This is a genomic window from Bacteroides sp. HPS0048 (assembly GCF_964240755.1).
Taxonomy (GTDB): Bacteria; Bacteroidota; Bacteroidia; order Bacteroidales; family Bacteroidaceae; genus Bacteroides; species Bacteroides nordii.
Window position 1 is genome coordinate 17,337 of the sequence record NZ_CAXSVC010000010.1, and the last position, 24,079, is coordinate 41,415.

General features: G+C 40.2%; 18 protein-coding genes and 2 pseudogenes. 12 read left to right on the top strand and 8 right to left on the bottom strand.

What is annotated here, in order from left to right; all coding sequences use genetic code 11:
• Positions 1-24: 24 nt before the first annotated feature.
• The gene (locus ACESQI_RS09945) at positions 25-744 is read right to left on the bottom strand and encodes an SIMPL domain-containing protein (protein WP_373125963.1); all 720 of its coding nucleotides are present in this window, start codon (positions 742-744) and stop codon (positions 25-27) included.
• 168 nt (positions 745-912) lie between these two features.
• On the opposite strand from ACESQI_RS09945, the gene ACESQI_RS09950 reads away from it, so the two are divergent.
• The 3 genes from ACESQI_RS09950 to ACESQI_RS09960 all read left to right on the top strand — a co-directional run bounded on the left by ACESQI_RS09950 (position 913) and on the right by ACESQI_RS09960 (position 4,568).
• Positions 913-1,737, top strand: a complete 825-nt coding sequence (locus ACESQI_RS09950) for a DUF3805 domain-containing protein (protein WP_002561442.1) — start codon at positions 913-915, stop codon at positions 1,735-1,737.
• Positions 1,738-1,869: 132 nt separating this feature from the next.
• A complete protein-coding gene (abc-f, locus tag ACESQI_RS09955) occupies positions 1,870-3,735 on the top strand; it encodes a ribosomal protection-like ABC-F family protein (protein ID WP_320997321.1) in 1,866 nt (621 codons plus the stop codon).
• Positions 3,732-4,568: a histidinol-phosphatase gene (locus ACESQI_RS09960; protein ID WP_373125966.1), complete on the top strand. Its 837-nt coding sequence runs from the start codon at positions 3,732-3,734 to the stop codon at positions 4,566-4,568. The genes abc-f and ACESQI_RS09960 overlap by 4 nt, the downstream gene beginning before the upstream one ends.
• A gap of 78 nt (positions 4,569-4,646) precedes the next feature.
• On the opposite strand, the gene ACESQI_RS09965 is transcribed toward ACESQI_RS09960, so the two are convergent.
• Complete coding sequence (locus ACESQI_RS09965; RefSeq protein WP_002561445.1) at positions 4,647-5,882, bottom strand: hypothetical protein; 1,236 nt, start codon at positions 5,880-5,882, stop codon at positions 4,647-4,649.
• Positions 5,883-6,080: 198 nt separating this feature from the next.
• Between ACESQI_RS09965 and ACESQI_RS09970 the strand changes: the two genes are divergently transcribed.
• A complete protein-coding gene (locus ACESQI_RS09970; protein ID WP_122200668.1) occupies positions 6,081-7,280 on the top strand; it encodes a pyridoxal phosphate-dependent aminotransferase in 1,200 nt (399 codons plus the stop codon).
• A 200-nt stretch (positions 7,281-7,480) separates the two neighbouring features.
• The gene (locus tag ACESQI_RS09975) at positions 7,481-8,725 is read left to right on the top strand and encodes an ABC transporter permease (RefSeq protein ID WP_373125968.1); all 1,245 of its coding nucleotides are present in this window, start codon (positions 7,481-7,483) and stop codon (positions 8,723-8,725) included.
• Between the two features lie 175 nt (positions 8,726-8,900).
• On the opposite strand, the gene ACESQI_RS09980 is transcribed toward ACESQI_RS09975, so the two are convergent.
• The 5 genes from ACESQI_RS09980 to ACESQI_RS10000 form a co-directional block, all read right to left on the bottom strand.
• Entirely contained in the window at positions 8,901-9,833 is a 933-nt protein-coding gene (locus tag ACESQI_RS09980; protein WP_025867637.1) for an endonuclease/exonuclease/phosphatase family protein, read from the bottom strand.
• Positions 9,834-9,862: 29 nt separating this feature from the next.
• On the bottom strand, positions 9,863-11,035 hold the full coding sequence (locus ACESQI_RS09985) for a glycosyltransferase (RefSeq protein ID WP_373125970.1): 1,173 nt from the start codon (positions 11,033-11,035) through the stop codon (positions 9,863-9,865).
• Between the two features lie 70 nt (positions 11,036-11,105).
• Positions 11,106-12,116 (bottom strand): AI-2E family transporter, encoded by a 1,011-nt coding sequence (locus ACESQI_RS09990; protein WP_007486646.1) that lies wholly within the window; start codon positions 12,114-12,116, stop codon positions 11,106-11,108.
• A 54-nt stretch (positions 12,117-12,170) separates the two neighbouring features.
• Positions 12,171-13,421: a PAS domain-containing sensor histidine kinase gene (locus ACESQI_RS09995; protein WP_007486647.1), complete on the bottom strand. Its 1,251-nt coding sequence runs from the start codon at positions 13,419-13,421 to the stop codon at positions 12,171-12,173.
• A gap of 5 nt (positions 13,422-13,426) precedes the next feature.
• The gene (locus ACESQI_RS10000; protein WP_007486648.1) at positions 13,427-14,764 is read right to left on the bottom strand and encodes a sigma-54 dependent transcriptional regulator; all 1,338 of its coding nucleotides are present in this window, start codon (positions 14,762-14,764) and stop codon (positions 13,427-13,429) included.
• Positions 14,765-15,139: 375 nt separating this feature from the next.
• On the opposite strand from ACESQI_RS10000, the gene ACESQI_RS10005 reads away from it, so the two are divergent.
• The 4 genes from ACESQI_RS10005 (at position 15,140) to ACESQI_RS10020 (ending at position 20,990) form a co-directional block, all read left to right on the top strand.
• Positions 15,140-16,447 carry a TolC family protein gene (locus ACESQI_RS10005; protein WP_278508435.1) on the top strand — a complete coding sequence of 436 codons (1,308 nt, stop codon included), beginning with the start codon at positions 15,140-15,142 and terminating at the stop codon, positions 16,445-16,447.
• A 5-nt stretch (positions 16,448-16,452) separates the two neighbouring features.
• Positions 16,453-17,700: an efflux RND transporter periplasmic adaptor subunit gene (locus ACESQI_RS10010; RefSeq protein ID WP_007486651.1), complete on the top strand. Its 1,248-nt coding sequence runs from the start codon at positions 16,453-16,455 to the stop codon at positions 17,698-17,700.
• Positions 17,701-17,856: 156 nt separating this feature from the next.
• Positions 17,857-18,573 carry an ABC transporter ATP-binding protein gene (locus ACESQI_RS10015; RefSeq protein ID WP_044166630.1) on the top strand — a complete coding sequence of 239 codons (717 nt, stop codon included), beginning with the start codon at positions 17,857-17,859 and terminating at the stop codon, positions 18,571-18,573.
• Entirely contained in the window at positions 18,570-20,990 is a 2,421-nt protein-coding gene (locus ACESQI_RS10020) for an ABC transporter permease (protein WP_373125974.1), read from the top strand. Before ACESQI_RS10015 ends, ACESQI_RS10020 begins: the two co-directional genes overlap by 4 nt.
• Positions 20,991-21,028: 38 nt before the next feature.
• Here the strand turns inward: ACESQI_RS10020 and ACESQI_RS10025 are convergent, their stop codons facing one another.
• Positions 21,029-21,931 carry a hypothetical protein gene (locus ACESQI_RS10025; RefSeq protein ID WP_278508432.1) on the bottom strand — a complete coding sequence of 301 codons (903 nt, stop codon included), beginning with the start codon at positions 21,929-21,931 and terminating at the stop codon, positions 21,029-21,031.
• 120 nt (positions 21,932-22,051) lie between these two features.
• Here ACESQI_RS10025 and ACESQI_RS10030 point away from each other — a divergent pair.
• The 3 genes and pseudogenes from ACESQI_RS10030 to ACESQI_RS10040 all read left to right on the top strand — a co-directional run.
• Positions 22,052-22,213: pseudogene (locus ACESQI_RS10030) on the top strand (histidine kinase); the annotation flags it as partial.
• A gap of 3 nt (positions 22,214-22,216) precedes the next feature.
• A pseudogene (locus ACESQI_RS10035) lies at positions 22,217-22,327 on the top strand (DNA-binding response regulator); the annotation flags it as partial.
• 130 nt (positions 22,328-22,457) lie between these two features.
• Positions 22,458-24,053 (top strand): arylsulfatase, encoded by a 1,596-nt coding sequence (locus ACESQI_RS10040; RefSeq protein WP_195661191.1) that lies wholly within the window; start codon positions 22,458-22,460, stop codon positions 24,051-24,053.
• The last annotated feature ends 26 nt before the right edge of the window (positions 24,054-24,079 follow it).

A 24,079-nucleotide genomic window follows, 5' to 3' on the forward strand; every position in this document is an offset into this window, starting at 1 on the left:
ATGGTCCTATCGGCTGGCCTTGAGTTATTGAGCGGAGAGTATTTCGAAACGTGCTGTCATTTGATATCTCAGCTTGATTGTTTTAAAATTCTCCGGATTGCTATCATAACTTTGCAAAGCAACATTACTCATGGCAGACTGGGGTTGGAAATGATAGTAGTTTCTGTCTTCCGGTTCTATGATCCGAAGAACATTGCCGAGTTTCTGTCCCAAAGACTCTACCAGATAAGTGGCTTTCTGCCGTGCAGCTTTTAAGGCTTCTATCTTCCCTTTTGCACGATACTCCTGCATGTCTTTGTTCTTTAGTTCACCGATGTTCATTGACTGAATTCCTCTGGTATCGACATACTTTATAATCCGGTCTATCTGCCCGAAATTCTGTAGTTTTATATCAAATCTTTTGGCTATCAGAAAATCTTTTCCCTGTTCACGCCAATAGTCTCCTACTTCCTGGGTCTGGATATCTGTTTGGGGGTTGCCGGCACGCTTTAAAGCATTCATCAGGTAACGTTCGATTTCTGTTATGGGGACTTTCGTCTTGTAATCTTCCGGTTTGCTTTTTGCTTCGAACTCTTCCTGCCAGAATTCTTTTATAGTAATCATAAAATGAATTTCATCGGGAATGATTTCTATTTCGGAACTTCCGGTAACTTCAATATAGCGGGCGTTTACGTCCGGTTCCTGAGCCGATAACGATACGATCCCCCCTAACCATAGGGCAATGAGCACTGCGAATGTTTTCATATTCTTCCTACTTTTAATTTATTGTATTTGTTGCCGAAGATAAGAGTTCTGTGAAGGAAAAACAAATGAGACAACATTTATTGTTTATTGTTTTTTGCATATCCGCTTTGGGAGTGTTATTTTTGTCGGAATATTATCTATTGCACAAAAGAAAAAGTCAGAATAAGTATGATACAAGGTAAGAAATTTATCTCTCCGGGAGCTTGGTTTACTATGATTTATCCTTCAACCTGGAGTGAGTTTGAAGATGGTGAGGGTTCCTTTCTTTTTTATAATCCCGACGTATGGACAGGGAATTTTCGAATTTCGGCTTTCAAAGCGGATGCTGCTGCGCGTGGTAGTATAAATTATGGAAGAGAGGCCGTAAAACAGGAATTAAAAGATAATCCTTCGGCTTCACTGGTGAAAGTTGGCAGGTTGGAATGTGCATATAGTAAAGAAATGTTTCAGGAAGAAGGAGCTTACTATACTACTCATCTGTGGATAACCGGTATAGATAATGTAGCCTTTGAATGTTCTTTCACCGTACCCAAAGGGGGCGAAGTGAAAGAAGCGGAAGAAGTGATTGCCACGCTGGATATCCGTAAAGACGGGCAGAAATATCCGGCGGAAGTAATACCTGTACGTTTGTCTGAGGTTTATGTCATTAATGAAGGATATGAATGGACAGTAAACACCGTAAAGAAACAATTGAAGAAGGATTTTCAAGGATTGGAGGAAGATTTACCTAAACTCCAGCAGGTGATTGATAGTGGTGTGATCGGTAAAAAGAAAGAAGATTGGCTGGCTATTGGCATTACTGTTTGTACTATACTAACCAATGAAATAGAAGGTTTGGAGTGGATGACATTGATTGATGGTAACCGGGAAGTGCCGGTGTTGCAGTATAAAGATGGAAAACTGATTGATCCTATGAAACTTTTGTGGAGCAGGGTAAAAGCAGGGGAAACGTATAAATTAGTGATAAGTGATCTGTTAGCGATGAGTGATTAGTCATTGAAATCCTTGTGGTAGGAGGATGTAAGTATGGTGCCTACATAGATTCTAACTACCTGTTTCATATACTAATTTTTTTAATCTGCATAGATTCTATCTACTAACTACTATCTACTAACTACTAATCATATGACTCCTTATTTACAGATAGATAACCTCACTAAATCTTTCGGAGATTTAGTCTTATTTGAAAATATATCTTTTGGCATTGCCGAAGGACAACGTATTGGCTTGATAGCTAAAAACGGAACAGGAAAGACTACGTTATTGAATATAATCTCCGGGAAGGAGGGATATGATAGCGGGAATATTGTATTTCGTCGTGACCTCCGTGTTGATTACCTGGAACAAGATCCTAAATATCCTGAGGAACTTACCGTACTGGAAGCCTGTTTTCATCATGGTAACAGTGTGGTTGAACTGATTAAAGAATATGAACGCTGCATGGAGACAGAGGGACATCCGGGACTGGAAGATCTGTTGGTTCGTATGGATCATGAAAAGGCATGGGAATATGAACAAAAAGCCAAGCAGATTCTTTCGCAATTGAAAATCCGTAATTTCGATCAGCAGGTGAAGTACCTTTCGGGTGGACAGCTTAAACGGGTAGCTTTGGCAAATGCCTTAATCACTGAGCCTGATCTGCTGATTCTGGATGAGCCTACCAATCATCTTGATCTCGATATGACGGAATGGCTCGAAGGGTATCTGCGCCGTACCAATCTTAGTTTGTTGATGGTAACGCATGACCGTTATTTTCTGGATCGGGTCTGCTCCGAAATTATAGAAATAGACAATCGTCAGGTGTATCAATATAAAGGAAACTACAGTTATTATCTGGAGAAGCGGCAGGAACGTATTGAGGCTACGAATGCAGAGATTGAACGTGCCAATAATCTTTATCGCACGGAACTTGACTGGATGAGACGGATGCCACAGGCTCGTGCACACAAGGCAAAATATCGTCAGGACGCTTTCTATGAAATAGAAAAAGTAGCAAAACAGCGCTTTAATAATGATAATGTAAAGTTGGATGTAAAAGCATCTTATATTGGTAGTAAGATCTTTGAGGCCGATCATTTATACAAGAGTTTCGGTGATTTGAAGATACTGGAAGATTTCTCTTATATCTTTGCCCGGTATGAAAAGATGGGTATTGTTGGTAATAACGGGACGGGTAAGTCTACTTTTATCAAGATACTGATGGGGCAGGTACAACCGGACAGTGGTACGATAGATATAGGTGAGACCGTTCGTTTTGGATATTATTCTCAGGATGGGCTCCAGTTTGACGAACAGATGAAAGTGATTGATGTTGTGCAGGACATTGCCGAAGTCATAGAACTTGGTAACGGTAAGAAGCTGACAGCTTCGCAGTTTCTGCAACATTTTCTCTTTACGCCCGAGACCCAGCACAGCTATGTCTATAAATTGAGTGGGGGAGAACGTCGTCGCCTTTATCTTTGTACAGTGCTGATGCGTAATCCGAACTTCCTCGTATTGGACGAACCTACCAATGACCTCGATATTATCACGTTGAATGTGCTTGAAGAATATCTTCAGAATTTCAAAGGATGTGTCATAGTTGTATCTCATGACCGTTATTTTATGGATAAGGTGGTAGATCATCTTCTGGTGTTTAACGGGCAAGCGGATATTCGGGATTTCCCGGGTAATTACAGTGACTATCGTGACTGGAAAGAGGCCAAAGCGCAGCAGGAGAAAGAGGCTGAAAAACCACAGGAAGAGAAGACAGCCCGTGTTCGCCTGAATGAGAAACGTAAAATGAGTTTCAAGGAAAAACGGGAGTTTGAACAACTGGAGAAAGAGATAGCCGGACTGGAAGCTGAAAAAGCAGCGATTGAAGAGCAGTTATGTAGCGGTATGCTTTCTGTAGACGAATTAACTGAAAAGTCTAAACGTCTGCCCGAAGTGAATGATTTGATTGATGAGAAAACAATGCGTTGGTTGGAATTAAGCGAAATAGAATCATGAATCTGACAAACTATCACAGTCATTGCCTGTATTGTGACGGGCGCGCTGATATGGATGCATTTATCCGTTTCGCAATTGCTGAAGGATTTACATCGTATGGCATTTCTTCTCATGCACCGCTTCCTTTCCCTACTGCATGGACCATGGAATGGGATCAAATGGAAGATTATCTGGCTGAGTTCCGCCGGGTGAAAGAGAAGTATGCGGGCAAGATCGAATTCTATTCCGGTCTCGAAATTGATTATTTGAATGAGGAGAGTAATCCTTCGATAGCTCGTTTCCGTGAGTTGCCTCTTGACTATCGTATTGGTTCTGTGCATCTGTTATATAATAATAAAGGAGAAGTTGTGGATATTGATGTAGCTCCTCCTGTGTTTCGTAAGATAGTGGATGAACACTTTCATGGTGACCTTGACCGGGTGATCCGCCTTTATTATGATCGTCAACTCCGTATGATGGAGTTGGGAGGTTTTGATATTTTAGGGCATGCGGATAAGATGCATTATAATGCGGCTTCTTATCGTCCCGGTTTGTTGGATGAACTGTGGTATGAAAACCTGATGCGTGATTATTTCACAACGATTGCCCGTTATGGCTATATGGTAGAGATAAACTCTAAAGCTTATCATCTATACGGTACATTTTTCCCCAATGAACGTTATTTCCCTTTGTTGAAAGAATTGGGTATCCGGGTGATGGTAAACAGTGATGCCCATTATCCCGAAAAGATCAATGCCGGACGTCCGGAAGCCTTGAAGGCATTGAAGCAGGCCGGATTTAAAACTGTAATGGAAATGCATGAAGGCGAATGGGTGGAATGTAGTATTTTGTAAATAAAATGCCAATATATGTAATGCCCCATTAGGTATATTCTAATGGGGCATTACATATATTATTATGGGAGGTTTCAGTTATTCTGTTCTTTTACACGTATTTGCCTGCAGGAATTCATTTAATAAGACTTCATAGTTGCCCTGTATCAGGATGTGGTGATTGCCCAATGGATTTTTCAGGAAGTACTCGGCAGGAGTATTCATCTTTATTCGTACCTGCGTACGGCACATATTGATGAAGTTCGTATTTTCCGTTAGTGTGCCTGTTGACAGATAATATTCGTCCAGACATTCACCGCCACATTTCACAATGGTAACATCTCCTGTTGGCAGTAATCCCTGAATACCGATTCCGCTTTCTGTTTCAAAGTGATTACGAATGATATATTTTTCTGTTTGTTTTAAACCTATGGTACAATGGGCCAGAATCAATTCATTGGTACGGGTATTAATCATCGAAGGATTTGCCATGAACCCAACTTTCCCGGTCAATGCTTTTGCTGCGAGAAGAGTAAATATAGATTGCAAATCACCTTCACATCCGGCAAGGATACCTTCATCATTCAACATTGCTAATGCTAGGCAACCGGTAGTCCCTGTCCGTTCTATCATCTTAAAACAACTCAAAGTGACGGCACTTAGTTTCTCTTCTTTACATACCCTTTTGATAGCACGGTAGAGGCGCATCGCTTTGAGCATATCTTCCGGAGTTCCTTCCCGGCAGGCCAATGCCTGCGAGGCAACAGCGGCACAAGAGGCTCCGACTTCATTGTCGGTGATACGGTCGTAGACTTTGTACACTCGTTCCAATGGTATATCAATGTACTCTACTCCCCATCGGCGCTTGGCCAGCAGGTAATCTACATTGCTCGCTACAAGCCAGGAAGAAGGAGTACCAATCACACCGATACGGACACCAAACAATGAACGTTGTGCCTGAAAGTTATTATATAAGATATGTACGCGTTTGATAATAGAGGTAAGTTCGCCATGCAGAATTTCGCTTTTCATTCCCCGGTTGCGAAGCCAGGAAGATACCTCAAGTGCAGCGGCAAGTGAGTTTTGCATGCCATCTGCAAGGATTACAGCAGGGCGGGGAAGAGATTCGAAGTGCTGTATAACTAATCTTTCTACTCCTCCGGTGGCAATGAATATTATTTTAAAATCGTCATTGCTGAGTTTGTCAATATCTTCATAATTAACAAACCGTACAGTGAAGTATTTCTCTAATTCGCTTAGAATTGCTTCGTGCGAGCTGCGTATCGAAGACTGTTTGTGTAGTAATGATGCGAATGTGATGAGGTTTATGGTCATTATGGTATTGTTTTAGGTTTCATATATGACAAATGTATAGCTTTCTTTTCATAATACCATAACGTTTTTAACCTTGATAAGGTTTTTAAAGTTTTTATGTCTCTGTCTCCGATTTATTGTGTACATTTGCTGCCTCAATTGACAGTTGACAATTGATAATTGACAATTCATAACTTATTAAACCATATATAAAGATTTATGCCAACAATATCTATTCGCGGAAACGAGATGCCTGCATCTCCTATCAGAAAGCTGGCTCCTCTGGCTGATGCAGCCAAGCAAAGAGGGGTTCATGTGTTTCACCTGAATATCGGACAGCCAGACCTGCCCACTCCTCAGGTCGCGATTGATGCGATACGCAATATTGATCGTAAAGTGTTGGAATACAGTCCAAGTGCCGGATATCGTAGTTATCGCGAGAAGCTGGTGGGATACTATCAGAAGTTTAATATCAATCTTACTGCAGACGATATAATCATAACTTCCGGAGGTTCGGAGGCTGTACTTTTTTCGTTTCTCTCTTGCTTGAATCCGGGGGATGAAATCATTGTTCCCGAACCGGCTTATGCAAACTATATGGCATTTGCCATTTCTGCCGGAGCAAAGATTCGTACGATCGCTACTACTATCGAAGAAGGCTTCTCATTGCCTAAAGTAGAAAAGTTTGAAGAGCTGATCAATGAACGTACGAAGGCCATTCTTATTTGTAATCCGAACAATCCGACAGGGTATTTGTATAGTCGCCGGGAGATGAACCAGATTCGTGATCTGGTGAAGAAGTATGACTTGTTTCTTTTCTCGGATGAGGTATATCGTGAGTTTATCTATACCGGTTCTCCTTATATTTCTGCTTGTCATCTTGAAGGAATAGAGAATAATGTAGTATTGATTGATTCAGTGTCAAAACGTTATTCGGAATGTGGCATTCGTATTGGTGCTTTGATTACGAAGAACAAAGAAATACGTGATGCTGTTATGAAATTCTGTCAGGCTCGTCTGAGTCCTCCATTGATTGGTCAGATTGCTGCTGAGGCTTCACTTGAAGCCAATGAGGATTATCTGCGTGATACGTATGACGAATATGTAGAACGTCGTAAATGTCTGATTGACGGATTAAATCGTATTCCGGGGGTATATTCTCCCATTCCGATGGGAGCATTTTATACGGTAGCTAAGTTGCCGGTAGATGACTCAGATAAATTCTGTGCATGGTGCCTTTCTGATTTTGAGTATGAAGGTCAGACGGTATTTATGGCTCCTGCTTCCGGCTTTTATACTACTCCCGGTGCGGGAATAAATCAGGTACGTATAGCCTATGTGCTCAAAAAAGAAGATTTGAATCGTGCCCTCTTTGTGTTACAAAAGGCTTTGGAGGCATATCCGGGAAAGACGGAATAACATCTATTATTTACAATTAGACGATTTACAATTTACGATTGAAATTACTTTGAATTATGATATAATTATCAAATGCAAACTTAATCGTAAATCCAGGTAATTTCAATTGTAAATAGTAAGTCGTTTAATCGTAAATTCCCTCATGTCAACCCAAGTAATTTCAATCGTAAATAGTAAATCGTCTAATCGTAAATTCCCTCATGTCTTTATCCCTTTTCATCGCCCGTCGCCTTTATCGTGATACCGATGGCGGAAAGCAGGTATCACGTCCGGCTGTTCTCATCGCTATGGTGGGGATTGCTATTGGTTTGGCGGTGATGATCATTACGGTGGCAGTGGTCATTGGTTTTAAGGGAGAGGTTCGTAATAAGGTCACTGGTTTCGGATCGCATATTCAGATCAGTAATTTTGATGCTGTCCGTTCCTTTGAAACACATCCTGTTGTGGTGAGTGATAGTATGATGGCTGCGCTTTCTGCTTATCCGGATGTGAAGCATGTGCAACGTTACTCTACAAAGCCGGGAATGATAAAGACGGATGATGCTTTTCAGGGAATGGTTCTGAAAGGAGTGGGACCTGAATTTGATGCTTCTTTTTTTCGTAGTAATCTGGTTGAGGGGGAGATTCCTGCATTTAGTGATTCGGTTGCAACCAACCAGGTTGTCATATCTAAAACACTTTCTGATAAGTTGAAGTTGAAACTGGGTGATAAGATATATACTTATTATATACAGAATAATGTTCGTGTTCGGCCATTGACTATCAAAGGGATTTATCAGACCAATTTTTCAGAGTATGATAATTTGTTTCTATTGACGGATTTGTATACAGTGAATCGTCTGAACAATTGGAAACCGGAACAGGTAAGTGGTGCAGAGTTGCAGGTCAATGATTATGACAGGTTGGAAAGCATTACTTATGAAGTGGCAGAGAGTACGGATAACCGCGCTGATAAATATGGGGGCGTTTACTTTGTACAGAATATAGAGCAGCTTAATCCTCAGATATTTGAATGGCTAGGATTACTTGATCTCAATGTGTGGGTAATTCTTATTTTAATGGTAGGTGTAGCCGGGTTTACGATGATTTCCGGTTTACTGATTATTATTATTGAACGTACCAATATGATTGGTATCCTGAAGGCTTTAGGAGCCAATAATTTCACTATTCGTAAGGTTTTTCTTTGGTTCTCTGTCTTTCTGATTGGTAAAGGAATGATTTGGGGAAATGCTATTGGATTGTTGTTTTGTGTGTTACAATCCCAGTTTCATATCTTTAAGCTCGATCCGGAAAGTTACTATGTAGATTCTGTTCCCGTCTCTTTTAATATCGGATTATTTCTGTTGATTAATATGGGTACGTTGTTTGCCTCTGTATTGATGCTGTTAGGTCCTTCTTATCTGATAACAAAGATTAATCCTGCGAGTTCAATGCGGTATGAATAATGATGAATACGGTTCACCACAGAGTAACACAGAATACTATTATCCAGATAAAACGCAGATTAAAGTGCTGATATTCTCTCTCTTTTGTGGTTTTGCGAAAATCTGCGTTAATTCTGCGTTTTAATAGCTTTGCACCCATCGCCTGTCGCACCTTCCCGTGCGGGAAGCACAAGCACTAATATATCAGTTCCACTTTTACCGGGAAGTGATCGGAGGGTGTGCGTGCCTCGTAGCTTTCAATGGAAATCTCTTCCGGACAATCCTTTGCATTGGCTTTTTCTATTCCTGTAGCTTTTGCGCTTCTATAAGTATCTGTCAGTACCCCGTATTTTTTTACTTTGAATAGCGGAGATATAAAAACATGATCTATCCGGCTTTCCGTGAAGTTATTCGGGTCAAAGCTGTTGAATGTTCCATTGGTAGCGTAACGGAAGTCTGCTGTTTCATAAGAGTCAACAAGTACTCCCTTTTCGGTTAATGCTTTGTAAGAACTGTGTGTCTGATCTACATTAAAATCTCCTGTGAGGATAGCAGGGAGATTAGCTCCCAGTTCTTTCATCTTCTCTTGTACGAGGAAGGCACTTTCTACACGGGCTTTTTTACCAATGTGATCCATATGGAGGTTAAAGAACAGAAATTCGAATCCGGAATCTTTGCATTTAAAATGTCCCCAACTACAGATGCGGGGTAATACGGCATCCCAACCTATACTTGCTGTATCGGGTGTTTCCGACAGCCAGAAATCTCCTTTCTTGAGAAGATCAAATTTATCTGTACGGTAGAAAATAGCAGAATGTTCTCCTGCCTCTTTGCCATCGTTACGGCCTACACCAATGTAGGTATAACCGGGTAATGCCGTTTTCAGATCTTCCAATTGGCGAATGTATCCTTCTTGTGTTCCAAAGATATCGAAGTCGTGGTACTGTATGAGTTTGGCAATAACCGGATAGCGCGTCCCCCAACCGTTTCCGGCAATAGAGTCGCCTTCATTAACATAACGAAGGTTATAAGATGCTGCTGTAAATGCTCCGTGTTCAATCGGTTTTTGACTTTGGCAACTGAGTAAACCTATGAGCAGGACGGCTAAAATTAAAAGATTCTTTTTCATAATAATGTATTTAAAGTAGGTTTGTTGTGTTATCTTCTCATGAAGTCTCCTTTTCCCCGATAGAAACGATAGAGTTTGAATTTGAGAGTCTGAAGGGGTTGTAACAGGTCAAATACGGGAAGAGAAAAATAATAGTGTCGGTTGTCTCCTTGTTCTGTCGCTGTTTTATTGATCACAATAGCTTGTGTAATATAACGTATTAACCATATAAATAGAGCAATACCGGCTACTAACCAATGAAAGTTTAGTATTCCGAATACAATACCGGCTGTACAAACCGCATAAAACAACAGGCGTGAAAAGGTTTCAAAACCAAGAAAATAGCGTTGGCCACCTTTAAAATAACGTGCAGTAGCCATATAGCTCACTTTCTCTTCTTTCCAGTCTTTATATCTTTCTACGGGTTGCATCCGTATTACAGCATCGCTATTTGTTTCTACCCGTGTATTATCAGGAGTCGCAATCTGGTTAATGAACAAGTCGTCTTCGCCCCGTTGCAGATTCAGGTGGGTAGAGTATCCTTTTTCTTTGAAAAACATCTCTTTCCGGTATGCTAGATTACGTCCCAGTCCCATATATGGCTTTCCGGCAAGGGCAAATCCCAGATAACGCAATGATGTAAATAGAGCATCGAATGATATGCGTTTATGCAACCATCCCTTGCCACGCTCGTATCCGCTGTATCCCAATACAATCTGGGTATGAGGGGTAAAGTTACGTGCCATCAGTCGTAACCACTGGTTACTTGCGGGTTGGCAGTTGGCTTCGGTGAATACCAGCCAATCATATTTACTCGCTTTGATACCTAATGTTAATGCTAACTTTTTACGACTGATATACCGGGCACTTTCCGGAGTGAAACTATGATATAGGTGTTGGTATTTCTCTTCAAAGGCAGAGAGTACTTCTTCGCTTTCATCCGTAGAACCGTCGTTGATGACAATCACTTCAAATTGTGGGTAGTCTTGTTCAAGAATAGCAGGCAGAAACTGGCGCAAATTAGCCGATTCATTGCGTGCACAGATAATGACCGATAGAGGAGGAAGCTCTTTGGTAAAGTGCAGTTCGTTTTTTTTATCTGCGATATTCCGTGTATGTATCCGGTTATAGATGCCCAGATAATAGAATAACTGAATCACGAGAAGAACTCCGGCTGCTGATAGTAGAATCAGTTCGAAAGTATTGAATGTAAATGCTTCCATTGATTTTTATGTCGTTTTGGTCTTGCAAAAGTACGCAATTTTTCGGGAGATTCCCAGTTTTACCATTCGGTTATTTTCGTCCATCCAGATATTCTCGCTTGAACATATCAACAAAGAGGAAAAATAAGGATAAAAGTAAAGGACCGAAGATGACTCCCATGAACCCAAATAGAGAGAGGCCAATGACTACTCCGAAAATAGTAATGAGCGGATGAATGTCTGCCATTCGTTTTTGCAGGATAAAACGTATCAGATTGTCAAGTTGCGAAACAATAATGCTTCCGTAGGCTGCCAGTCCGATGGCATTGAACCAATCACCTGTAACTGCCATATATACAGCTACAGGAAACCATACCAGAGCTGTGCCTACCATTGGGATAACTGTGGCAAAACAGGTTAAGAAACCAAGTAACAGAGCATCGGGAGCTCCGAAAATGAAATAACCAATCATAGCCACTCCTCCTTGTATGATTGCAAGAAGTGGAATTCCAATGGCATTGGAGCGTACAATCATATTGATTTCATGTATCACATGTTTTGTATTTGTGGCATTAAATGGAAGAATATCGTTGATATAGGCTTCCATTTTGCTACCACCTATCAACATGAAATATAGTACGAATACCAGTACGAACAGATTGATGGCAAAACTACTGATGCCTCCCATTACAGCTTGCCCGATGCGGGGAAGAACCGAAACAATAAATGACACAGTATCACTGCCCAATACATCATAACCTGTTTTGGCCTTGATAATACCTGCCATCTCTTCAATGGGAGCAATGATAGATTGTGGGTCCAGGTTGAAATTCTGCAATTTACTGACTACGAGCCACACGGTAAGTGAAATAGGGACCAGAAAACATAAAATAGCTTCGGCAGTGATCAGCAGAGCCGAAATGCTTCGTTTTATCTTTCGTATTTCAGTGAGGTGCATCATCTGTTTTCTAACAAGAATATAGATAGTCAATGCCCCCAGAAGCCCCCCTAAGAAAGGAGTGATTTGTTTGAACAGGATGATTCCTAATCCAATAATAATGGCGATAAGTGAAAATTTCCAGTATTGCTCTTTTGTACTCATAGTTTTATATTTTATCATAAATATAAACGCAAAATGAGCCATAAAGGTTTGAGATCATGGAAGTTCTATGATGAATATTGTTTTTCCCGGCTGGCTTATACCTATGGAAAGGTGTCCCTGATGTTGTCGGATGATTTGCTTGCAGAGGCTGAGGCCAATTCCGGTCCCTTCAGATTTGGTGGTAAAAAAGGGGATGAACACTTTTTCCTGTAATTCTTCGGGGATACCAATGCCGTTATCTGCTATTTCTATAAGTATATGTTCTGTTTGTGACACACGAAGACTAATGACCCCATCCGTCCGTCCTTCCAAAGCTTGCATAGCATTTTTCAATAGATTGAGAAAGACCTGTGATAATTGGTTTTCATCTCCGTTTATTTCGATAGAAAGCGGGTGGCACTGTACTGAGAACGTAATTTGATTTTCTCTGAAATCTGTTTCCAGTAAGATTTCGAGCTTTCGTACTAACTCGTTTAATAGAAAAGGTTTCTTTTCGGGTTGGGGCATATAAGAAAGGTGGCGGAATGACTCGGTGAATTCCATAAGCCGTTCACTTTGTCCCTGAATGATGCTGAGTCCTTGTTTTGCCTTCTCATTCATATCCGAATACAAAGAAAGAGTTTGTGATAAAGAGATTACAGGAGCAATTGTATTCATTATTTCGTGAGTGAGTACGTGAGTGAGTTTACTCCATGATTCACTTTCTTTGTCACTTAATTCATCTTGTATATCTTTGATGGATAGTAAAGTGAAGACTTCTCCTTGTAGTGTCATTTGATTACGCGAAATACTAAGATGATTGTAAATTTCTCTATTGGTCAATAATCTTTCTACTTGTTGGCTATTGGATAATTGATTACATTTCAATAAATGAAGTGCAGCGCTGTTTGCAATCACTATTTTGCCCGAACGATCCCATGCCAATACTCCACTGGGAACTTCCTGCAACAGAGAATGATAAAAATGTTCCTGTTTTTGATATTCTACTTTTGTTTGTAGCAGTAAACTGTTGATTCGGTTTAACGAACGGTTTAGTAGTTTTTGTTCCTGACTGACATTCTCTTCGGGAAATAAGAGTATGTTTTCCTTATCTTGTACTGCATCAAAGAAGAGTCTTATCTTTCGGTTAAACGTATTCAATCTATGGGTTAATGCGCCTATCAGGAAGAAAGAACAAAGAATGAGCAAGCCTCCTATAATGATTCCTGTTTTTGACAAAATCATCCACATACCTGCTCCCGAAATGGCGAGAATAAGTAGAATATATGCGAGTATGACAACATAGATATGCTTGCTGAATAACATGACATTTAAATTTTAAACCGTTTTAGTTTGTTATATAAAGTCTGCCTGCTTACTCCCAATTGTTCGGCAGCTGCTGTGAGGTTACCGTTATTCTGTAAGATAGCCGTTTCAATAGCCTGGCGTTCCACTTCTTCCAGGTTGGGGACAATGGGTATAGATTGAGGCTTCCAGGCTTGCTTTATAAAGATATCTTTAGGACGTATGACATTGCTATCGCAAAGAATAACTGCTTTTTCGATGGTATGTTGCAACTCCCGTATGTTTCCGGGCCAATGATAGGCACATAGCTTCTCAATAGTTTGCTCGTGCATTTGTATATTGGGGCGTTGATATTTTGTGGCAAATTTACGTAGAAAAGTATCAATAAACAGGAGTATATCGTCTCCTCGTTCACGTAACGGAGGTATTTCAAGATGTATTGTATTGATACGATAAAATAAATCTTCCCGGAATGCTCCCTCTTTGATCATTTCCGGAATATCTTTATTGGTGGCCGAGATAAGGCGAATGTCAATTGGGATAATCTTGTTACTTCCTATGCGCATCAGATTACGATTTTGTAAAACGGTCAATAGCTTGGCTTGAAGAGAGAGAGGGAGATTACCTATTTCATCCATAAAGAGCGAACTTCCGTTGGCTGCTTCAAATTTACCCGGGCGACTTTCGCGGGCGTCGGTAAAGGCTCCTCGTTCGTGCCCAAAAAGTTCACTCTCAAAAAGGGATTCACTGATGGCTCCCATATCCACACTGAGCATGGTTTCTGAATGACGCGGAGAAAGCTGGTGTATTTCGCGTGCCAACATTTCTTTTCCGGTTCCGTTTTCACCGGTTATTAGAATATCAGCATCTGTCAGAGCTACTTTTCTTACTATTTTAATCAGTTGTATCATAGCGGGTGAGCGCCCAATCAACATATTCTGATTGTTCTTTTTCTCCTTCCCGGTAGTTCCTATGGGTTGTTTCCGGTGGTTGAACGCTTCTTTTATTTTCTGTATCAGGGTTTGGTTATCCCAGGGTTTTAAAAGAAAATCAGTAGCTCCGTTTTTTAAAGCTTTCACAGCTAATTCCACATCACCATAGGCAGTGAGCATTACTACAGGCAACGATGGAGCTATCTCGTGAATGTGTTTCAGCCAGTACAACCCTTCATTGCCATTATTGATGCCTGCTGAGAAATTCATATCAAGAATAACGACATCTATTTTGGAGGAAGAGAGCAAGGTAGTGATTTGATTGGGATTGGTAGCTGTTTTGATTTTTCTGAATTCATTCTCGAGCAGAAGTTCGAGTGAAGTCAGTACACCTTTATTATCATCTACGATGAGAATGGTTCCTGTTTCCATGAGCTGTTTTTATCGGTCTCTGAGTTTTGGGTAAAGGTATTTGTTTTTGATTCTCTTTGCAAATGACTGTCCAATATTTAGACGTTTTTGGAGGAAAAATTTGTAAAAGAAGGCAATTGCTATGTTTTTAAAGCTGATAAAAGTTGCAGTGTCCAGTTTTTGGACGTTGTAATGTTGAAATATTGGACAGTTAATTTATGGTGTTATAGATATGTTTCTTATTATCAAAAGATTAAGAATTTTGGCATATCGTTTGCTTTTAGTAATATATAGCAGACCCACTGTAAGGTAATGCAGAGTGCTGTTTATATGATTCCTCACAATAAAACTCGGTGGAACTCTGTGGTGAATATAGATTTAAAGATACTATATATTATGGGAAAAAGATTATTTCTGATTTGTTTTCTGTTTTCGACAATATCATTGCAAGCTCAGGTAGAACTGACACTTGATGATTGTATTCGTTTGGGATGGAAACAAAATCCGGAAATAAAGAATAGTGCTTTACGAATAAAAGGAGCACGTGCCGATTATGTAGCTTCTATTGGTGCTTTTTTACCACGTGGGGTGGTAGATGTTACTGCCGGAAGACGTTACGGCCGTTCTATTGATCCGGGTACAAATGGCTATACCACTGAATCTTTTGATGAAGGGAGCATCGGTTTGGATATGACTCTCTCTTTGTTTGAAGGTTTCTCACGTATCAACCGGGTACGTTTCGAGAAGATGAATTACGAACGTACTGAATGGGAACTGAAGAATAGACAGAATGAACTGGCTTATCAGATAACGGATACTTATTATAAACTATTATTGGAGAGGAAATTACAATGTTTAGCCTATGAACAAAGTATTTTGGGCGAACGCTATCTCAGGCAAACAGAAACATTTGTTGAATTGGGATTAAAGTCTGAATCTGATTTACAAGAGGTAAAAGCCCGGTGTGAAGGGGATATCTATCGGTATGAAACGCGTAAGAATAGTGTGCGATTAATTCTGCTTCATCTGAAACAATTGATAAATGTTTCTGCTTGTGACACATTGATTATAAAGGATACGGTGAATGCAGAAATACTTCCTGTATTATCGGTTTCTTCTCCACAATATATTTATGATCGGTCAGTTGAGGTGTTACCTTCCATAAAAGTGATAGATTTGCAGCAACGTACTGCCCGTAAAGAGTATGCTATGGCAGGCGGGCAATTCTCACCTTCCCTTTATGTCCGTTTTACAATAGGATCAGACTATTATAACGGTTTCTCTTCGCACCAGTTGAAAAATAATATCGGCAAATATATTGGCATCGGCATATCCTTTCCTCTTTTGAGCGGCTTAGAGCGGCTTACACGTCTGAGAAAACAGAAATTGAGTATTTATCAGTTACAAAACAATGCGGAACTCGAAAAGCAACAACTTTATACCGAAGTGGAGCAGACGGTATTGTCTATTCATGCCGGACATAATGAGCATCGGCAAGCATTGTCACAGCTTCGTGCTGAAGAACAAGTGTTGAAAGAATCTGAACGAAAATGGGAGGAAGGACTTATTTCTGTGTTTCAGTTGATGGAATCGCGTAACCGTTTTATTTCTGCCAAAGCAGAATTGATGCGGGTACGATTACAAATGGAGATGTTATCGAGATTGGAACAGTATTATCGAAATGGAACTTTTATAGCAGAATAGACAAAATGGATACACTTATTGAACGAAAACCGGGAATGAAACGCAAGTATCTTTCGCTTATTGCCGGAGGGCTTGTACTGCTTGTTTTGATACTTTTTTTTATTTTCAGAGATACAGCTCCTTCTATGACTGTAGAGAAAGACCGCTTGACCATTGCTACAGTGAAAAAGGCAGAGTTCAACGATTATATTCGTGTTATTGGTCAGGTGATGCCTAATCGGATTATTTATATGGATGCCATTGAGGGTGGGCGTGTAGAGGAGCGTTTGAAAGAGGAAGGAGCCATGGTGAAAGCAGGTGATGTAATTCTACGGCTTAGCAATCCGCTACTCAATATTGGTATTATGCAGAGTGAAGCCGACCTTGCTTATCAGGAAAATGAATTGCGTAATACACGTATCAGTATGGAGCAGGAGCGATTGCGTCTGAAACAGGAACGTATTGGGGTAAATAAAGAATTGATTACCAGGCAGAGGCGTTACGAGCAGTATGAACGCCTGATGAAGGAACAACTTATAGCTCGTGAGGATTTTCTTCAGGCCCGCGAAGAGTATATGGCAGCAAAAGAACAACTTGCTGTGATTGATGAGCGTATCCGTCAGGACAATATTTTCAGGGAAAGTCAGATCACCAGTCTGGATGAGAACATCAGGAATATGAAACGTAGCCTTTCTTTGGTACGTGAGCGTATAGAGAACTTGAAAGTGAAGGCACCTATTGATGGACAAGTGGGCAATCTCGATGCGCAAATTGGTCAGTCTATTGCTGCGGGAGAGCATATCGGACAGATTATCACTTCCGACCTGAAAGTACAGGCGCAAATTGATGAGCATTATGTGGAGCGTGTTATACCGGGATTACCTGCCGACTTTACACGTGACGGAGGCAATTATAAACTGGAAGTAATTAAACCTTATCCAGAGGTGAAAGACGGGCAATTTCGTACAGATTTATATTTTACTTCTGGCCGGCCTGAGAATATTCGCGCCGGACAGACTTATCATATCAATTTACAGTTAGGAGACCCTTCTCAGGCTATTCTTGTACCTCGTGGAGGATTTTTTCAGATTACAGGTGGTCGATGGATGTATGTTGTTGATGAAAGTGGTAAATTTGCCACGAGACGTTCTGTGAGAATCGGACGACAGAATCCGCAGTATTACGAGGTAACAGAAGGATTGTCTCCAGGTGAAAAAGTGATTATATCCGGTTATGAATTATTTGGAGACAATGAAAAATTGGTACTGAAATAGTAGTTAAGTAGTTAAGTAGTAAGTAGTCAAGTAGTAAGTAGTTAAGTAGGATACTATGACTACTTGATTAATAAGATGAAACAACTTAGTAACCATACTATCTACTACTTACTACTTAACTACTTGACTACTTACTACTCTATTTATTTTTTTATTATGATTAAGACAGAAAAATTATCTATGCTTTTCACCACAGAAGAAGTGCAGACAAAAGCATTAAATGAAGTTACCTTGCAAGTGGAACGCGGAGAATTTGTAGCTATCATGGGGCCATCGGGCTGTGGAAAATCTACCTTGCTGAATATCCTTGGTACACTTGATTCACCTACTTCCGGTTCTTATCTTTTTGAAGGAAAACAGGTCGATAAAATGACAGAAAGCCAGCTTACTGCACTTCGTAAAGGTAATCTGGGATTTATCTTCCAGAGTTTTAACCTGATTGATGAGTTGACGGTTTATGAGAATATAGAGCTTCCATTGGTTTACATGGGGATGAAATTGGCTCAAAGGAGAGAAAAGGTGAAACAGGTATTAGAACAGGTAAACCTTTTACATCGTGCCAATCATTTTCCACAACAACTTTCGGGTGGACAACAACAACGGGTAGCTATTGCTCGTGCTGTTGTGACAGATTGTAAACTACTATTAGCTGATGAACCGACAGGAAATCTTGATTCGGTAAATGGGGTGGAAGTTATGGATTTGCTGAATAAGCTCAATCAGGCAGGGACGACGATTATTATTGTTACTCATTCAGAGCGTGATGCTACATATGCTCACCGGGTTATCCATTTGCTTGACGGAAAAATAGTAGCTGAGAATATCAACCGTCCGATGACAGAAAAGTCTGAATCTAAATATCAGGTATTATGATTGGAAATTATTGGAATAGCGCCTTGCGTAATCTGATGAAGCGGAAAGTATTCAGTTTTATCAACATTTTCGGTCTGGCTGTGGGTATGGCTTCAGCTTTACTTATTCTTACGTATGTGACTTTTGAGGTTAGTTTTGATAAAATGCACTCCAACTATGACCGTATTTTCCGCGTAGAGAGCACATTTCATGAGGGCGATGTACAGACGGACTATTGGGCAAGCAGTTCCTTTGGCTATGCTTCAGCTATGAAAGAAAATTTAGCAGGAATTGAAGATTATACCCGGATTGGTTCATTACTTCAACCCGAGCAGATTGTGAAGTATGGCGAGCTTACCCTTCGTGAAAATCAGATAGCTTATGCAGATCCGGGGTTCTTTCGTCTTTTTAATTTTGAACTACTGAAAGGAGATAGAGTAACTTGCCTTGCAATGCCACGGCAGGTAGTAATTACCGAACGGATTGCGCAGAAGTATTTTAAAGATGAAGATCCTATCGGGAAGATACTTATCTTTACCGGAAGTGGGGGTGGGTTACCTTGTGAAGTAACGGGAGTAATGGCAGAGATGCCTTCTAATTCTCATATCCGTTATAATTTTCTGATTTCGTATAAATCTTTGCCTCAATATATGCAGGAATACTGGTACAAGCATGAAGTATATACATACGTATTGCTTGACAATCCTCAGCGGAAGGGAGAAATAGAGAAAGAGTTTCCCGTCATGGCTGAGAAGTACAAGACAGAAGAAGCCTTGAAGAATAAAATCTGGGGGGTATCTCTGGTATCATTGGCAGATATTCATTTGCAACCACAAGTTGGTTATGAAGCGGAAACGAAAGGGAATCGTTCAGCTATGATTGCTTTGATCTTTGCTGCTGTTGCTATTTTGGCTATTGCCTGGATCAACTATATCAATCTGGCAGTAGCCCGTTCTATGGAGCGTGCCAAAGAAGTGGGGGTACGCAGAGTGGTTGGAGCGTTTCGTAAACAACTTGTGTCACAGTTCCTGTTTGAAGCACTGTTGATGAATCTCATTGCTTTTGTATTGGCTGTGGGACTGATAGAGGTTGTACTTCCGTACTTTAACCAACTGGTGGGGCGTACGGTGACATTCTCTGTATGGTTGGCAGGATACTGGTGGATATTATTAGTTACTGTATTTATTGCAGGCATCTTTCTTTCTGGTTATTATCCGGCACTGGCTCTGCTCAATCGTAAACCGATTACTTTGTTGAAGGGGAAATTTCTCCATAGTAAGTCCGGAGAGCGTACCCGTAAAGTATTGGTAGTGATACAGTATACCGCTTCTATGATTTTGCTTTGTGGAACGCTGATTGTCTTTGCACAGCTCAGTTTTATGCGTAATCAGTCATTAGGAGTGAAGACAGGGCAGACGTTAGTGGTAAAGTTTCCCGGTCATACCGAAGGCATGAATACTAAACTGGAAGCGATGAAAAAGGCGATATCACGATTGCCATTGGTTCATAAAGTTACATTTTCGGGGGCTGTTCCGGGTGAAGAAGTGGCTACTTTTCTTTCCAATCGGCGGACGAATGATGCGTTGAAACAAAACCGTTTGTATGAAATGCTGGCATGTGATCCTGATTATGTAGATGCTTACGGGTTAACAGTAGTAGCTGGGCGTGGCTTTTCAGAAGAGTATGGCGATGATGTTGACAAGTTGGTTATCAACGAGACAGCTGTACGTAACCTTGGTTTCACTTCCAATGATGAGGCTATCGGTCAGCAGGTGACTGTAGAGTGTACAGATGCCCCTATGCAGATTATCGGGGTGGTAAAGGACTATCATCAACAGGCATTAAGTAAAAATTATACGTCTATCATGTTGATCCACAAAGATAAGATCGATTGGTTACCTCAGCGTTATATTTCTGTTGTGATGAAATCAGGTGATCCCAGAGAACTGGTATCTCAGGTAGAGGAGATATGGCATCGTTATTTTGAAGATTCCAGTTATGACTATTTCTTTCTTGATCAGTTTTTTGATCATCAGTACCGGCAGGATGAAGCTTTTGGGGTAATGATTGGCTCGTTTACCGGATTGGCTATTTTTATATCTTGTCTTGGCTTGTGGGTGTTAGTTATGTTTTCCTGTACTACACGTACTAAGGAAATGGGTATCCGTAAAGTTTTGGGCGCTTCTCGTTTTAACCTCTTCTTTCAGTTAGGTAAGGGCTTTTTTCTGTTGATATTAATAGCGGTCCTGATTGCTCTTCCGGTAGCATGGTTTAGTATGGATACCTGGCTGAGTCATTATGCTTTTCGTACAGAGCTGAAAGGTTGGTTCTTTATATTGCCGGTAGTACTGATGTTACTGATTTCTTTTGTCACGGTAGCTTGTCAGACGATGAATATCATTCTGAGTAAACCGGCGCGGTCTTTACGATATGAATAGATACTAACCATCTGTCATTTGCAGATATGGGGAAGACATTAACCCATATCTGCTTTTACCCAATCCTCTATCATTGTGGGAAGCGGACCATAAGGTTGTATACTTTCTGTCCGTAAAGGTTTCATTGTGCCAAAATCTACTTTGTAGTTTTTACCTTCAGGTGTTACATAATAGACATAATCTTTTTCTCTTTCATTAAAGGGTATATAAAACATACTTTCTTCTTCCTCTTTTGAAACAGGATACCAGCCGGTGACAAACGGTCTGCTCTCTATATTCGATGAATAAGTCATATAGTTGAAAAGATAGCAATAGATATCGAAATCAATATCGTGAGGAAAGCTTAATACATGTGCTTTGTTAGTGAATTTTTGTATCTTGATAATAGCTCTGTCCTTTTCTTTATTGTACATGGAGCAGAAATCTTTTACTAATATTTCAATTTCGCTACTATTTACTTTTTCTACTAATATCACTTTGTTATTGGATACTCTATTCTGTGTGTGCATACAGTTTCTTCGTGCTCTTTCTGTTTGTCTTTTTTGTTTCCTTAGCCTCATTTTGTATAAGTCCCAGTACAGAAAGAGGATAAATACAGCTATTGATGCAAGATAGGCTATGGCTGCATGAGAATATTGTGTTTCTGCAAACATAAGCATGCAGAGTGCCATTCCTAATGAGCCAACAGGTAATCCGATGTTGTCATTCTTTTCTGAGTTACGGTACAGTTCTTTGAAGTGAGGACGATAAATCCATAAGAAGCTTATGAGTGCACTGATCCCAAACAAGATGAGAGTTCCATATTGTTTCGATAAACTTGAAGGAATCTCCATCTCACTCATCCTGAACAGAGTTACCAGAATGATCCAACTGCCTGTCATAAACGTATTGACACGTATGAATGGCAGTACATATTGTTTTAATGTACTTTGTTTTTCCATGTATACTGCTTGGTTTGTCTGGTGGGTAAAGTTAAATATTTTTGTTTTTATATCCAATTGATAAAAGAAAAACATTTATATCTGTTGATCTTTATATTTCTTGATCGGTATTGGATGATTGATAATCAGCGTATTGATTAACTCGAATCTACTACATTGCAATCAGAGCTGAAGTTTCTCAAGAATCAGATTAATTCGCATTTCCTGTTTAATATGCTCAATAATGACAATGTACTGATACGGAAAAATCTTGCTGAGGCTTTAAAAGTTTTGTTTAAGTTATAGGATTCTTTTGATAACAACGATATCTTTATGAAGTCTCACGAGATAGCTATTGGTAATAGTTATCATGATGCTTTTTTTGAAGAGTTTGTATTACGAAAGAGAATCAGATAAGTTTGTTTGTATATTATTTCTTTGAAAAAGTGAGACATTTAGACGATATTGGATAATAAATAACTAAATTAGAACATATAAGGTAGCCAAAATGTCGTATTTTTGTCAGACATAAAAAGAGTAATATACTATGAAGAATAAGCTTTTGATAAGTTCTTTACTGTTGTCTTCGATAGGAGGTAGTAGTACAGTTGCCGGTACTGTTTCGGATAAGGAACACCCCAATATTATTTTGATATTATGTGATGATATGGGATTCTCCGATCTCGCCTGTTATGGGGGAGAAGTACATACCCCTAATATTGATTTTCTGGCAGAGAACGGAGTGCGTTTCAGTCAGTTTAAAAATACGGGAAGAAGTTGTCCGAGCCGGGCTGCTTTGCTTACCGGTCATTATCAGCATGAAGCCGGTATGGGGTGGATGACTGCTGTAGATGAACATCGCCTTGGTTACCGGGGACAGATAGCAGCGGATATCCCTACGATTGCGGAGGTATTCCGGGACAATGGTTATGCCACTTATATGAGTGGTAAATGGCATGTGACAGTGGATGGAGCTTTCGATCAACCTAATGGAAGTTATCCGGTACAACGGGGATTTGAAAAGTATTATGGTTGTCTGAGTGGCGGTGGTAGTTACTATACTCCTAAACCGGTTTATTCCGGTTTGACAAGAATTAATCAGTTCCCCGATGATTATTATTATACGACAGCTATATCAGACTCTGCTGTAAGTTTTGTAAGAAAGCACCCTGACGATGTACCTATGTTTATGTATGTGGCGCATTATGCACCGCATCTACCGTTACATGCTCCAAAGAAGCGGGTTGAAGCTTGTAGGGAACGTTATAAAGTGGGATACGATGTGTTACGGCAGCAGCGTTTTGAGCGTCAGAAAGAGTTAGGGTTAGTTGATAAATCAATGGAACTTCCGGTTTATCAAAGGGAATTCAAAGACAAACGTCCGGCATGGACCGAGCTATCTCTTCGGCAGCAAGAACGATGGATTACTGATATGGCTACTTATGCTGCTATGATTGAGATAATGGATGACGGTATAGGCAGGCTTATCGAAGCGGTAAAGGAGAAAGGCATATACGAGAATACGGTATTTCTGTTTATGAGTGATAACGGAGCAACCAGTGAAGGTGGTTATTTAGGGCAGTTGATGGCAGATTTAAGTAATACACCTTATCGTAGTTATAAGCAATGGTGCTTTCAGGGTGGAACGAGTTCACCTTTGATTGTAAAATACGGCAACGATGTTAAAAACGGAGTGAAAGAGAAAGGTATTATTTGCCGTATCCCAGGTCATATTATAGATCTATTCCCTACTTGTTTGGATATGGCGTCTGTGAAGTATCCTTCCTCTTTTAATGGTAGGAAAGTGAAACTGGCCGGAACAAGTCTTTTACCCGCCATGAAAAATAAAAAACTACGTCCGCGTGATTTGTTTTTTGAGCATCAAACATCATGTGCTGTTATTTCGGAAGGATGGAAGTTGGTACGAAGTAATGGCAAAGCACCCTGGGAGTTAATAAATCTGTCGTCAGACTCTTTTGAAGAAAAGGATTTGTCAGCACAATATCCGGAGAAAGTAAGAGCTTTGGAAAAGAAGTGGAATCGATGGGCAGAACAACAACACGTTTTTCCTTTTGAATACCGTCCTTGGGGAGAACGTATTAAATACTACAAAACCTTGAATTCTGATCAAAGCGGGAAATAGAATACTCCCCCTCGTACATGTAAAAT

Coding starts and splice junctions, on each gene's coding strand:
- ACESQI_RS10020 (WP_373125974.1), top strand. CDS start 18,570: ATGATTGGAAATTATTGGAATAGCGCCTTGCGTAATCTGATGAAGCGG.
- ACESQI_RS09975 (WP_373125968.1), top strand. CDS start 7,481: ATGTCTTTATCCCTTTTCATCGCCCGTCGCCTTTATCGTGATACCGAT.
- ACESQI_RS09960 (WP_373125966.1), top strand. CDS start 3,732: ATGAATCTGACAAACTATCACAGTCATTGCCTGTATTGTGACGGGCGC.
- ACESQI_RS10010 (WP_007486651.1), top strand. CDS start 16,453: ATGGATACACTTATTGAACGAAAACCGGGAATGAAACGCAAGTATCTT.
- ACESQI_RS09990 (WP_007486646.1), bottom strand. CDS start 12,116: ATGAGTACAAAAGAGCAATACTGGAAATTTTCACTTATCGCCATTATT.
- ACESQI_RS09950 (WP_002561442.1), top strand. CDS start 913: ATGATACAAGGTAAGAAATTTATCTCTCCGGGAGCTTGGTTTACTATG.
- ACESQI_RS10040 (WP_195661191.1), top strand. CDS start 22,458: ATGAAGAATAAGCTTTTGATAAGTTCTTTACTGTTGTCTTCGATAGGA.
- abc-f (WP_320997321.1), top strand. CDS start 1,870: ATGACTCCTTATTTACAGATAGATAACCTCACTAAATCTTTCGGAGAT.
- ACESQI_RS09970 (WP_122200668.1), top strand. CDS start 6,081: ATGCCAACAATATCTATTCGCGGAAACGAGATGCCTGCATCTCCTATC.
- ACESQI_RS10025 (WP_278508432.1), bottom strand. CDS start 21,931: ATGGAAAAACAAAGTACATTAAAACAATATGTACTGCCATTCATACGT.
- ACESQI_RS10005 (WP_278508435.1), top strand. CDS start 15,140: ATGGGAAAAAGATTATTTCTGATTTGTTTTCTGTTTTCGACAATATCA.
- ACESQI_RS09965 (WP_002561445.1), bottom strand. CDS start 5,882: ATGACCATAAACCTCATCACATTCGCATCATTACTACACAAACAGTCT.
- ACESQI_RS10015 (WP_044166630.1), top strand. CDS start 17,857: ATGATTAAGACAGAAAAATTATCTATGCTTTTCACCACAGAAGAAGTG.
- ACESQI_RS09945 (WP_373125963.1), bottom strand. CDS start 744: ATGAAAACATTCGCAGTGCTCATTGCCCTATGGTTAGGGGGGATCGTA.
- ACESQI_RS09980 (WP_025867637.1), bottom strand. CDS start 9,833: ATGAAAAAGAATCTTTTAATTTTAGCCGTCCTGCTCATAGGTTTACTC.
- ACESQI_RS10000 (WP_007486648.1), bottom strand. CDS start 14,764: ATGGAAACAGGAACCATTCTCATCGTAGATGATAATAAAGGTGTACTG.
- ACESQI_RS09995 (WP_007486647.1), bottom strand. CDS start 13,421: ATGTTATTCAGCAAGCATATCTATGTTGTCATACTCGCATATATTCTA.
- ACESQI_RS09985 (WP_373125970.1), bottom strand. CDS start 11,035: ATGGAAGCATTTACATTCAATACTTTCGAACTGATTCTACTATCAGCA.